This window comes from Emcibacter sp. (genome assembly GCF_963675455.1).
In the GTDB taxonomy this organism is placed as follows: Bacteria; Pseudomonadota; Alphaproteobacteria; order Sphingomonadales; family Emcibacteraceae; genus Emcibacter.
On the sequence record NZ_OY776217.1, the window covers coordinates 2,950,713 to 2,963,704 of the forward strand.

At 49.0% G+C, this 12,992-nt stretch carries 12 protein-coding genes; 3 read left to right on the forward strand and 9 right to left on the reverse strand.

The features are described from left to right. The first annotated feature begins 50 nt into the window (after positions 1-50). From ACORNT_RS13665 to ACORNT_RS13675, 3 genes are all read left to right on the forward strand, one after another. The gene (locus ACORNT_RS13665) at positions 51-1,247 is read left to right on the forward strand and encodes a hypothetical protein (RefSeq protein WP_321391904.1); all 1,197 of its coding nucleotides are present in this window, start codon (positions 51-53) and stop codon (positions 1,245-1,247) included. Positions 1,248-1,291: 44 nt separating this feature from the next. Next, positions 1,292-2,350: a sugar-transfer associated ATP-grasp domain-containing protein gene (locus ACORNT_RS13670; RefSeq protein ID WP_321391907.1), complete on the forward strand. Its 1,059-nt coding sequence runs from the start codon at positions 1,292-1,294 to the stop codon at positions 2,348-2,350. A gap of 101 nt (positions 2,351-2,451) precedes the next feature. Continuing rightward, the gene (locus tag ACORNT_RS13675; RefSeq protein WP_321391910.1) at positions 2,452-3,420 is read left to right on the forward strand and encodes a sugar-transfer associated ATP-grasp domain-containing protein; all 969 of its coding nucleotides are present in this window, start codon (positions 2,452-2,454) and stop codon (positions 3,418-3,420) included. Positions 3,421-3,422: 2 nt separating this feature from the next. Here the strand turns inward: ACORNT_RS13675 and ACORNT_RS13680 are convergent, their stop codons facing one another. The 9 genes from ACORNT_RS13680 to rplM form a co-directional block, all read right to left on the reverse strand. Further along, a complete protein-coding gene (locus ACORNT_RS13680) occupies positions 3,423-3,974 on the reverse strand; it encodes a gamma carbonic anhydrase family protein (RefSeq protein WP_321391912.1) in 552 nt (183 codons plus the stop codon). A gap of 27 nt (positions 3,975-4,001) precedes the next feature. Then, complete coding sequence (gene argC / locus ACORNT_RS13685) at positions 4,002-5,132, reverse strand: N-acetyl-gamma-glutamyl-phosphate reductase (RefSeq protein WP_321391914.1); 1,131 nt, start codon at positions 5,130-5,132, stop codon at positions 4,002-4,004. Positions 5,133-5,268: 136 nt separating this feature from the next. Continuing rightward, positions 5,269-6,624, reverse strand: a complete 1,356-nt coding sequence (locus ACORNT_RS13690) for a hypothetical protein (RefSeq protein WP_321391916.1) — start codon at positions 6,622-6,624, stop codon at positions 5,269-5,271. A 211-nt stretch (positions 6,625-6,835) separates the two neighbouring features. After that, complete coding sequence (locus ACORNT_RS13695) at positions 6,836-7,984, reverse strand: cupin domain-containing protein (RefSeq protein ID WP_321391918.1); 1,149 nt, start codon at positions 7,982-7,984, stop codon at positions 6,836-6,838. A 69-nt stretch (positions 7,985-8,053) separates the two neighbouring features. Beyond that, positions 8,054-9,295, reverse strand: coding sequence for a methyl-accepting chemotaxis protein (locus tag ACORNT_RS13700; RefSeq protein ID WP_321391921.1), 1,242 nt, complete (start codon positions 9,293-9,295; stop codon positions 8,054-8,056). Between the two features lie 2 nt (positions 9,296-9,297). Then, positions 9,298-9,828, reverse strand: coding sequence for a PAS domain-containing protein (locus tag ACORNT_RS13705; protein ID WP_321391925.1), 531 nt, complete (start codon positions 9,826-9,828; stop codon positions 9,298-9,300). Between the two features lie 390 nt (positions 9,829-10,218). Continuing rightward, positions 10,219-11,625 (reverse strand): hypothetical protein, encoded by a 1,407-nt coding sequence (locus ACORNT_RS13710; RefSeq protein WP_321391928.1) that lies wholly within the window; start codon positions 11,623-11,625, stop codon positions 10,219-10,221. Positions 11,626-11,776: 151 nt separating this feature from the next. Beyond that, positions 11,777-12,280 (reverse strand): 30S ribosomal protein S9, encoded by a 504-nt coding sequence (gene rpsI, locus ACORNT_RS13715; protein WP_420717498.1) that lies wholly within the window; start codon positions 12,278-12,280, stop codon positions 11,777-11,779. Between the two features lie 2 nt (positions 12,281-12,282). Continuing rightward, positions 12,283-12,747 (reverse strand): 50S ribosomal protein L13, encoded by a 465-nt coding sequence (gene rplM, locus ACORNT_RS13720; RefSeq protein ID WP_321391931.1) that lies wholly within the window; start codon positions 12,745-12,747, stop codon positions 12,283-12,285. Between the last annotated feature and the right edge of the window lie 245 nt (positions 12,748-12,992).

Sequence of the window (12,992 nt, forward strand, 5' to 3'; positions counted from 1 at the left end):
AAGTGGAATAAGAAGACACTAACAGGAAATATTCGTGAGGAACTGAGGAAATGTCGGAAACTTCTTCAAATAAAGAAGAAATCAGAATATCGGAAATAACCCTGACCGAACATGCCGGTTATCAGGAACTTTCCGCAAATCTTGATGGCGAACATATCTGGTTCCGTTTTCCCACTGACATCAAACTTACGGCCAGACCGGAGATTTTTATCCCCTTCTGTCTTTTCGAAGCCATGCTGCATGGCTGTCCAATCGTTATCGATCCCGCATTCCCTGTTTCCGAAAATGTCGTCAAGAATTTTGAAGAGATCCAGAATATCTACAGCAACTGGAACAGCGATCTGACCAAAATCGAACTGATAGCACACACCGAAAAAATCGCTGACACGACGGATGATGTATATTGCTGTTATTCCGGCGGCATCGACAGCACCTATACCTATGCAAAATACCGGGATCAGATCACCCACCTCCTGCTGATCCAGGGATTTGACAATTTCGAGAATGAAGAAGGATGGCAACAGAGTATCCGCGACCGGCAGGCCTTCGCAGATCAGGAAAACAAAAAACTGATTACGGTTGCCAACAATGCCCGCGGTTTTCTGGAGCGTCGCAGACTGCCCTGGAGCCCGGTGCATGGCGCCATTCTGGCCTGTAGCGGAGTAACCCTGAATGCAAAAACTTTTTACATTCCCTCCTCTTTTACCTATGACAGCCTGTTTCCCTGGGGATCACACCCCCTGCTGGACATCCTCTGGAACACGGAAGTAACTAAAATAGTCCATGACGGCCTGGAAGCCACCAGAAGCCAGAAAACAGAATATCTGGCTCAGTACCAGGACCTGCTGGACCAGTTGCAGGTCTGCTGGCGTTCGGCCGGCACCAACTGCGGCAACTGCCCGAAATGTGTCCGTACGTCCGTTACCCTGGATGTGTTGGGGAAAAGCTCCGCCAAAATACCGGATTTCAAGACCCACGCGGATATAAATTATCTCAAGCCCTCCTCGACAGGAACATTACCCTTCGTGGAAGATCTTATCTATTTTACCCATCGACATGGGGCGCATGCGCTGGAGAAAAAACTTAAAAAATTCCGACGCCATTTCATCATAAAGAACAGCAGTACCGACCTGATTAAGGCCATTTTAGGCGGCTGGAGTCGCAACCTGTACAGAAAACTTTTTCCGCGAACATGGGAAAAATATCGGACCGGCTATCATGCTCGTCAATCTATACTTGACGAATAAAGCAGACAGTCGTTTCATTTTAAAAAACACTACAGGTTATCGGAATGGCAAACCTCGGCAAAACCATATATGTCTATAAGTTATGCAAATCCAAGGCAGACCAGGGACACTCTTCCGTGCTCCGCCAGTTCATGGAAATGGCGTGGCTCCGGGCGACAACTGGCATCAGTTACGCCACCTATCATTACGCCCGTATGTGGCGCAGGGATGCAGACTGGCAGTATAAGACCGGTTTCATGTCCATGAAGCAGTATAAAAAGGAAGTCTGGCGCCTGAATGATCGGAAATTCCACGGGGTTTCCCAGTATAAGCCTCTGGAAAAAGCCTATTTCAGACTTTTCGCCTTAAAAACCCCACCCTATCTGGGCTTTTTTCATATAACGAGCGGCAAGACACCGGAAGGCAACACGCTCTCCAGCCAGCAGGATCTGGAAACATTTCTGGCCAATAAGGCGGGAAAGATGATTTGCTTCAAAAAAGTGGAGGGTCATGGCGGCCGTGGGTTCATGGCGTTCAAGATAATTCCGGGGAACGACGCCCCGCTTCTTCAACAACCTGGCAGCGAAGATCAATACACCATCGGTGAGCTCTATGGTATACTGGCAACTGAGCCCGATGGCTGGCTGATTGAAGAATATCTAGTCCAGCACCCGGAAATGGCCCGACTGAACAGTTCGAGCGTCAATACCCTGCGCATGCATGTTTATCAGGACAGCAATAACAAAATTCATATACTCGGCACCCGGTTACGCGTCGGCGCCGCCGGTTCCCTTGTGGACAACAACGAACTTGGGGGCATAAGCGCCAACGTCAATATCGAAACCGGCGTAGTGGAACTGGCCTATCACTATTCACCTGAGATGAATACAATAACCCATCACCCCGACAGCGGGGAACAGGTGGTCGGTTTTGTCGTACCCTACTGGGAAGAAGCAAAAAACATCGGTGCGGATGCCCTCAGGCACATGCCAAAAACCAGGTTCCTTGGCCTGGATATTGCCATTACCGAACAGGGTCCGGTCATGATCGAGATGAATATCGAACCCAGCATGAATGGCCTCTCGACAGCAGAGACACCAATTAGACATATTTTTAGAACCTGATACAGGCGTTTATAATGATAAAAAAAATAAAATTTGTGTACGGATTATGCAAAACACATGCAGATGAGGGGCATTCTTCAGTAGCCAGACAGATTTTCGAGATGATCTGGTTAAGGATTACAACAGGCATCAACTATGCCACTTATCATCATGCCCGAATGTGGCGCAAGGGGATAAGCTGGCACTATAAAACCGGATTCACATCACCGGCGGACTATCGAAAGCTGGTCAACAGGTTGAACCGGGGTAAATATCACGGGGTTTCCCAGTACAAGTCTCTGGAAAAAGCCTTTTTCAATCATTTCAACCTGCCGACCCCCAGATACCTCGGCACTTTCCACGAGAAACACGGCCAGACAGCGGCCGGAGCCGATCTTTGTACCCTGGAAGAATTTGAACGTTTTCTACTGCCATTTGCCGGAGAAAAGCTCTGCATTAAAAAAGTTGTCGGTTACGGCGGCAGCGGCTTCAAGGCTTATGAAATTTCCCTGGAAGGCGAACAGGTCGTTTTGAAAAAGCTTTCCAGTGAAGAGAGCTATCCCGCTCACAAAGTATATGAAACACTTATCGAAGAGAATCCGGACGGTTGGGTTGTTGAGGAATATATGACCCAGCACCCGATCATGTCCAGGCTCAATCCAACCAGCGTCAATACCATCCGCATGTATGTCTATGAAGACAAGTCCGGCGACATAAAAATTATTGGCACCAGGATCCGAATCGGCAGGGCCGGCTCGCTGGTGGATAATACCGAAGCCGGCGGTTTCAGCGGCAATATAAATCCCGAAACAGGTGTTGTGGAGTTTCTGCACCTGACCACCCCGGCCATGACCGAAGTAACCCATCATCCAGACAGTGGCGAAAAAATTCTCGGCTTCCAGATTCCCATGTGGCAGGAAGTCAGAGAGCTTGGTACAAAATCCCTGTCCTATATGCCAGAAACCCGTTTCCTGGGCCTTGATATCGCTATTTCGGACAAAGGGCCAACCATGATCGAAATGAATATAGAACCGAGTATGAGCGGTTTGCCCAGATGCGAAGTTCCCTTCAGGCATGTGTTTGAAGTCTGACTTCAGAGTTCCTGAATATATTCCTGGGCCAGTTCGGCATAATGTGTCGTGCCGGCCTTCAGGCCTTCCTTCATCTCGTCACTGAGATCACGCACATGCCGGGCCGGCTGACCAATCCAGAGTTCTCCCGGTCCGATCTTTTTACCAGGGCTGAGCAGAGCCCCTGCCCCCAGCATCCCTTCGGCTCCGATATGGCAGCCATCCATGGTCACGGCTTTCATGCCGACAAAACCACCGTCCTCAATGGTCGTTCCGTGAACAAGAGCAAGATGACCAATCAGGACGTTGTCCCCGATATGGGTGGCTGCGCCACCACCTTCCACATGTACGACAGAACCGTCCTGGATATTGCTGTTGCAGCCGATGCGAATTTCATTCACATCACCACGCAGAACGCAATTGAACCAGATACTGCTGCCGGCGCCAATGTGAACATCCCCGATAATGCGAGCCCCGGGGGCAATGAAGGCAGTTTCGTGCACCGTCGGCCATACCCCCTTGTAGGGATACAACCTGCCTCCGCCATTGGCAGCACGACCAGTTTCCTCGGACATGGACTTCTCCTCTGTTTCCGGCGCAGCTTAGGGGAACAGGGGCAATTGTTCCAGAGATAATGTTTCTGTCAGGCCGAACATCAGGTTCATGTTCTGGATCGCCTGCCCGGAAGACCCCTTGACCAGATTATCAATGGCCACCACAAGTATGGCCCGGCCCGGCACCCGGTCTTCAAAGACATTTACGACACAATGGTTGGATCCCCGCACCTGACGAGTGGCTGGCACAACACCCTGGGGCGCCACTGTCACAAAAGGTTCGTCCCGGTATTGGTCTTCCAGAATGTCGCGCAGGTCATCGACGGTTTTACCTTCTGCATACTGAACGTAAATTGTCTCCAGTTCGCCACGGTTCATGGGCACCAGATGGGGGGTAAAGGTGACATAAACCTGCTCACCCAGCGCCTTGGTCAGTTCCTGCTCGATTTCCGGCGAATGGCGGTGCGATGCAATGCCGTATGGATGCATGGCTTCAGCCACCTCGGCAAAAAGATTGCCTTCCTTGAGGGAGCGGCCGGCGCCGCTGACACCGGATTTGGCATCAATGATAATATTGTCTTTCGAAATAGACTTTTCCCGAAGCAAAGGGATCAAAGTCAGCAAAGCCGCTGTCGGATAACATCCCGGACAGGCAACCAGACGTGCCCGGGTAATATCCTCCCGGTTCAGTTCGGTCAGGCCGTATACGGCTTCTTTCTGCAATTCTGCCGCCCGGTGTTCGTCACCATACCATTTCTCGTAAACCGACATATCCCGAAGACGGAAATCGGCCGACAGATCAATCACTTTGACCGATCCATGAATCGCACTGGCATAGTCGGAAGGAGATTCAATCACCATCTCATCGATAAAACCATGTCCTGTTGCATGAAGAATGCCTTTGATAATTTCCTGCGAAGTGGCATGGGGCAAGGCACAGAAGACAACATCCAGTTCCAGTCCGGGCCACTCCACTTCATCTACGGCCATCAGGTCGGGAAGGTTTGCGGTTGCCAGATGTGGAAAAACATCGGCGATGGGCTGTCCGGCCTTGCGGTCCGCCGTCATCAGAACGATTTCCACATAGGGATGCAAGACCAGCAGGCGGACCAGTTCGGCTCCCGTATAACCACTGGCTCCCAGAATTCCGGCTCTGATTTTTTTCGCTGGCTCACTCATTTCGACTTGATCCTCTTGCTCCGGAGATTGAAATTAATCTTTCGCAGCCATATCTAAACCGAAATATTATGATTATCAATAGATATAATTAGAAATTATATTTTGTTATAACTTTTAAAGCAGAATATTATTCGGTTTAAAACTGTGCGTTATTCACGAGTTCCTGCCATTTGATTTTTTGCATATGTTCGGGAATCTCGCAATAATTTCCTATTATATCACCACTGAGAAAATTTACACCTATCTCTCTGGTAATCATCAGCTGTTCTATGCTGTTGACATTGGAAAGCACGCTCAAAAGCTTATGCTTTTTGCAGGAGATTGAGAATTCAGCAACCTTTATCCAGAAGTTCTTATCCGGTGAAGCAGCATCCGGAAGCCTGTATTTAAGGTATTTAAGCCCGGGCATGACATATTTCGAACAGTCCCGCGGCAGTGAATTGCATTCCAGCTGAACTGAATTACAGTAAGGTTTCAGGGAGGAAACAATCATCTGGAGTTTTGTCACCGGAATACCGTCCGGCACTCCGGCAAGGGTGAAAATCACATATTTGCGCAACTCTTCAGGTATTTTGCGGCAGCGGGTCAAAAAACCCTTCACCCGTTCCGTACTGAAAAGGGTCTCATAATGCACCGGAATAGAATATACCGTTCTGAAATTATTGAAATACAGACCCTCCATCGTTTCAATGGCGTCCGCCAGCAAAAGCCAGTCGAGCCCTATCAGGCATTCCAGGGCGGTCTTGTCTTTCAGAACATTATAGTCGTAACGGCAATTTCCCTTCACATCCCGGGCAATCGCGTGCACCGAATAGGTGGTGACGGTTTCATGGCGCACGCTCCAGTTCGGCCGGTATACAAGATCAAACCGTTCATCACTGACAAACAGTTCGCTTACCCCCGCATCTTTCCCCTGCGGCTTGCCTTCTGTTTTTTTCTTTTCCGCTCCCTTCTTCGCCGACCCTTCGCGCACTTCACGGTCGAAAATATACTCACCGTCCTTCAATCCGTATATGGCGCGTGCCACGTCAGGGTCCGGCTCGAGTTCACCAAGGAATTTTCTGGCAACCTCCGCCATCAGATTGCGACAGAGATCACTCAGGTCTTCCGGACTTTTATCCTCCGCCGTCTGGGTTGAAAAAATCGCGATATATTCTTCGTCGGATCTCTTGAAAAGATTATCATTCGGACTGCAGGAACTTTCCAGTGAACTTTCAAAAGCTGTCGCCAGCCGGCCCTTGACGCTGTTCCAGCCTTCACCAATACGTTCTTTCATGGATATAAGGCTGATAAGCTGTGCCCGGCCGCTGAGGGCAAGGTCATCCTTTTCAAGAAAACTCTCCAGTTTGCTGTTGGTAATGGGTTTGACCGATGTCCCTTGGTCGGATCCGGAAGCAAGCGAACGCAATGGCCGGCTTTTGGGCGGGGCAAGTTTTTGCCCGCCTTTTCCCGGCTTAAACATTTCAAAAACAGACCGCTTATTCTGAGCCATATAATATATAATAACCCACTGATTAATAAATAAAAAACAGGATAAGCACACCCCTACATATTGAAGGTTATGGCTTCAGAATTAATAAAAACCTAACAAACGAGGTTAACTAAAGGTGAAACAGCAAGCTTAGAAAATGCGCATATTCGACAGTCTTCAGAGCAGTCCGGAAAAGTCAATTCCGACAAAATGTTGGGTGCAGAAGAAAAGTCTAATTCCCATCGGCAGCAGCTAAAATATTTTCAAGAAGGAGAAGCATTTCATCAGTCCGGTCAAGGCTGTCGAGATCCTTTTCAGCAATTTTCCGGCCGGATTCGAGTCTGTGCAATAGCGGCGCATTTTTTTCGGCAATCCTGAAACTGCGTCCACCGTATCCCACGACCCGCCGGTTATCACTCACCTGCAGAATAACCAGTTTGTCCTGCTGCGGCCTGACGAGGCTTCTGTCCTGTCCGAAATATGCAAGAACATCCGGGCAGACTGAATCGGAAAAATCCTCGTCCACCGATGGTTCGGAAAAATATGTCACCAGCCATTCGCCGAAATCCCCGGTCTCCAGCCCCCGGCGCATGAGATCCCGAATTTGCCCGACTGCGTTTTTACTGATTGAGAAGCCGCTGTCAGCCTCCGTCAGACAGGCCCCGAGGAAACGTTCCGAGCTTCTCTCCTCTGCTTCCAGATACTGGCCATAGGCCATAAAAAGTTCAGGCAGCGACGGGCCGAGAAATCCGATGGAAAAGGTCAGGGCACTTTCGGCCGTCACGCCCTCATGGGGGACCTGCGGTGGAATATAGATCACATCGCCGGCCTCGACATCGACAGTCGTCCCTTCAAAGCCGTCCTTGAGAACCCTGAGGTCGATATCGGGTATATACTCCTCATTACGCAGCGGGTCGGCCCCGACTTTCCACCGGCGCCTCCCCTGTCCCTGCACAAGAAAAACATGATAGCTGTCAATATGGGGGCCTACCGATCCACCGGGAACTGAGTAGCTGACCATGATATCATCAAGAAGCCACCTTGGGGAAAAATCAAACAGAGGCAACAGGTCAGCCACCGGCGGATGATATCTTTCCACGTTATGAACCAGGAGGTTCCAGCCCCGCTCCCCGAGTTCGTTGAAGGCTTCTTCTTCAAACGGGCCGTGGGTACATAACCATCCGCCGTCCGGACCGGTTACCAGTCTGGACCTGACATCTTCTTCGAGGGAAAGGCCGGCCAGCTCCTCTGCAGTGATCAGGGATTCAACAAGCCCTGCCTCCAGAGCGCCCTTGACCACAAAGGGCCGCCTGTTCCAGAAGTCGCTATAGAATTTCTCGGCCGTCGGAAAAGACGACAGGATTTCAAGTTTTGCTGTCATGCCGCCACAGTAGAACAGCAAAACCCGCCGATCAAGCCGGCGGGTTGCAAAAGTCGGATTATTTATAAATCAACGGGCCAGCATGGCTTTCAGGAAAGTTTCTGCCTGATCCCGCAGTTGCACCGCCTGGTCCTCCATATGTCGGGAGGCTTCGGCCAGTTCGGTTGCGCTTTCCATCGTCTTGATGGCCGTACTGCTAACCTGTGTGATGTGCGAGGAAACATCCTGAGTGCCTTTGGAAGCCTCCTGGATATTCTTGCTGATCTCAAGGGTCGCCGCTGACTGTTCTTCGGTTGCGGATGCAATATTTGCAGCGATCTCACTCAATTGAGCAATACTGGCTGCAATTCCGTCAACCACTTCCACGGTCGAGCCTGCATTATTCTGGATCGTGCCAACCTGATCCGCAATATTGCCCGTGGCATCAGACGTCTGGTTGGCAAGTGACTTGACCTCGTTGGCGACCACGGCAAACCCTTTACCGGCTTCACCGGCGCGAGCGGCTTCGATGGTGGCATTCAGGGCCAGCAAATTGGTCTGGCCGGCAATATCATTGATCATCTTGACCACTTCACCAATCGAAGAGGATGATTGCTGCAGGGCGTCGATAGTGTCTTTGGCCGCCGTTGCTTCCCGGGCCGCTGAATTTGACTTCTGGGATGAACTGGCAACCTGGCGCGCAATCTCGTCTACAGATTTGGTCAGTTCTTCTGCAGCCGCCGCAACCGTCTGGACATTTACCGTTGCCTGCTCGGACGCGGCAGCAACACTGGCCGCCATGCTCTGAGTTTCGGATGCATTATTGTTCAGCAGATCTGACATACGCTTCAGGTTTCCGATTTCATCGGTGATTGTAGTCAGGGTCTGCATGACCTTCTCATTGAATTCTCCTGCCAGCCGTTCACGATCTGCAAAAACCTTTTCTTCCATTTTCTGCATATTTCCGCCGGCAGCATTGATGACCTGAGCTCCCAGCCCGAAGCTGCCCCTCATACCGCGTGTCATGAACTGACGGTAATATTCACCCTTTTGCGCCGCTTCCAGGGAAGCACCGGCCTCGCGGACATAGGCATCGGATAAATCCAGAAGATAGTTGATGTCCGCCATTGTTTCCGACAATTCACCATGGTCCTGCCAGCCAATGATCCTGGCTTCCAGGTTACCCTTGCGCAGTTCCGGCCCCAGTTTCTGCAGGGCAGCAAAGGCTTTCTCATATTGGGCGAGCTTTTCTTTGGTTTCCGCCAGCTCCGTAGCCAGTTTATTGTTGTTGCTTCCCCCGCCCTCAACTGAGGCTTTTCCAAAACGAAACATGTTTACGCTCCTACAGACCAGATAAATTCGTCATATGATGTGGCATTATTGGCAGCCTGCTCGACCAGATATTTCGAACCGGCCAGCATACCTTCCTTACGGTTTGGATATTGTCTTTCGACCGCGCAGATTTCCTTATACAGCTTGTCAACCTTGGTTACTTCGCTTGCAGAGACGCCCCGCCTGTTCGAGTGATAGGCAACGATATTCCCGTCCCTGTCCAGGGTTGGCGTAACATGGGCAATCACCCAGTAGTATTTCCCGGTTTTTGAAATATTCTTTACATACGCAAAGATTTCCCTTTTGTATTGAATGGTTTCCCATAGAAGCTGGAAAACCGACCGCGGCATATCGGGATGGCGAATGATGCTATGTTGTTCGCCAAGCACTTCCCTCTCCCTCATTTCCGCTATTTTACAAAAGGTATCATTAACATAGGTGATCCGCCCCTTCAGATCGGTTTTGGACACAATAATATCTTCATGATCCAGCGTTATTTCCTCATCCACCGGTTCAATATTGAATTTGGTCATCGTTGTTCCTCAAATACGCCTCTGAAAAATCACGCCCGAGATCGGTACAAGCGTCATATTTTTCGAAAATTTATAAACTGCACTTACCTGTCGAATGTCTGAAAACCGATTTGAAACTCATAATTCGCACGCCATACAGTAGATTGGACTAATGTAAAAATAAGCTTAACAAATCGTTATTCACATATAATTTTTGTATTAATCAGTTAATTGTTGAACTATCACCACGCAGCCCTCCGCCGCACAAATCCATGCGACCTGTATGTACGGCAAAAGGTAAAATTTTTATTTACATTTTGCTGTTTTGACATGTTTTGAGAGAAATAGTCTCTTTAGACTATATTTTTGATATTTAGAATATTCGACTTATTATAATTTTCCGCTCCTCTTTCAGAAGGAGGGTGACTTTCCGGCCAGAAGCTCTTTCCAGGTAATTCTCACCATATGTCCCGGAGTCACGGTATTCTTACAAAGCGCCTCGCCCGCCAGAAAATCAAAACCGGCTTCATGCGCCAACATAAGTTCGTCAGGTGATTGCAGATTAATCACAGTCGTTTTGATCGCATTTTTATGACATTTTTCCACGGTGGTAGCCAGACTGTTCCAATAGTCCGCTTTTCCGCGCTTTGAATTGCTCAGGGTGAGACTAATGCAACTGATGCCACATTCTTTATAAAAGACTATGTCCTGCGGAATAAAATCCTGACAATGCAATATAATGTTGGAGCAGTATCTTTTCAGAGAGGACGTGATAAAGCGAATTTTTCCTTCCGGAATGCCAGCCGGAAACTCCATCAGCGTAATAGAAACATAGCGTCGGAGCTCCTCAGGAATACCGGCCAGATTCTTCGTGTAGGCCAACACCAGATCAGGATTATAGACGGTTTCATAGCTGACCGGCAGACAAAACACTGCCCGAAATTTATTTGCATGGAATTCTGTCAGGATGTTTTCACATTCTTCTACCAGAATATATTCGGCAATAACTTTGTCCCTTATTTTAAAGTTTCTCAGCAGGCTCCCGTAGTTTCCTATTGGAGATACCTTCCCCCTAAGACGATAATTGAGACCATAATTGGAAACCACCTGATGTCTGGAATCCCAGAGCGGCATAAACACCGGTTCTATGATCTTGTTTAAACGGTTTTTGGATTCCTGAAAAAACCGGGCCAGATTTTCAGGAGAACGCAGGTTACTGGTCTTATCCCCTTCATACGAGGATAATGGCACGGTGCTTCCCGTCACATCCGTCATTGACACAGACGTCAGAAGTTCCTCAAGCGAAGACGCCTTGAACTTCAGCTCCCCGTTTATCACACCGGTTGCTGTTCGAACGATTATATCCTTCGTGTCAACATTACCCAGATAGCGGGACAACAACTCCTGAAGTATCTTGGCACAGACCAGCCGGGCCTTATCTTCTGTCAAATGGGCAAAGACAATAATGTGTTCTTCATCATTCTTTGAAAAGAAAACATCCTCGGAACTGATCCTCTTGTTAACAATCTGTTCAAGCCCATTAAGAATGGCGTGCCGGAGCTCCGGCCATTTCTCTCCAACTTTTTTCTTAATCTGACCTAGTCCGAGTAACTGTACCCTGCCAGTATTGACGATTGATGTATGAGCCAGAATTTTAATCAGTTTCTGCTCGAGAGGAGTTTCAGTGCCGTCTCCCAGAGCGGGACCATCACCGGTTTTAGGATTAATTTTGCTTCCGGAAACACCTGGTTCCGTATCATACAATAAATTAGTCAGAAATTTTTCAAGCATTTGGTAGTATTTGTCCGGGTTAAGCAATTGTTCCCATCTTTATGAATACAGCACATTTCACTAGGGCTCTTATCAGGATATTACGCCCATAATTAACAATATCCTAATTAGCAAATTTACATAAGAAAAAGCCGCCCGATTGGGCGGCTTTTCAATATTGGAAATAACTGAAACGTAATTAACGTTTGGAGAACTGGAAGCTCCGGCGGGCCTTGGCCTTACCGTATTTCTTACGTTCAACCACACGGGCATCACGAGTAAGGAAACCACCGTTCTTCAGAACCGGACGAAGACCCGGTTCATAGTATGTCAGCGCCTTGCTGATACCATGACGTACGGCACCGGCCTGACCGGAAAGTCCGCCACCTTTTACAGTGCAAACCACGTCGAACTGATCTTTGCGGCCAGCAACGTCAAACGGCTGGTTAACAACCAGACGCTGTGTTGGACGGGCAAAATAAGTCAGCTGATCACGACCGTTTACAGTGATCTTGCCGGAACCGGGTTTGATCCAGACACGGGCAACCGCATCTTTACGTTTACCGGTTGCATATGCACGACCCTGGGCGTCCAGTTTGGGCTCGACTATGACATCAGCCGCTGCTTCGGTACCGGCCGCTGAAGTGGCGGCTTCGGCTGTAATCTCTTTCAGGTCTTCAAGAGTTTTCTTATCTTCAGCCATGATTAGCGGCTCCTTGTATTCTTGTCATTCATACCTGCAACATCAAGAACCTCGGGGTTCTGGGCGGTATGAGGATGTTCTGTACCAGCATAGACACGCAGGTTGCGCATCTGCTGACGGCCAAGCGGACCACTCGGGATCATGCGCTGAACGGCTTTGGTGATCAGACGCTCGGGAAATTCACCTTCGAGGATCTGTTTGGCATTGCGGCTTTTGATACCGCCCGGATAACCGGTATGCCAGTAATGGATTTTGTCATCCATCTTCTTGCCGGTCAGTTTGACTTTTTCAGCATTGATGATGATGATGTTGTCGCCGTCATCCATATGAGGCGTAAAGGACGGCTTGTGTTTTCCGCGCAGACGATTGGCAACAATGGCGGCCAGACGGCCAAGGACGACACCTTCGGCGTCAACCACAAACCATTTCTTCTCAATGTCTGCCGGCGTAGCAGAAAAGGTTTTCATAGTCTTGTTCCTTAATGGACCGGTCGGTTCTCCGTGCAGGAAAAATTTCACTGTCAGGCGGCCGGTTTTTTCTTGTTCCGGTGTTATTCCGGGTCCAAAATCGCCTTCGGGACTCGATAAATAACATTGGCGCGAAATATGCCATTTACAAAAGAAAAGTCAATGATATATTTCCCTTAAAATTCAAGGGGTTGAAATTATGGTATTATAATACCTAAAGATAACCCTCTTGTTTTTAACAATAA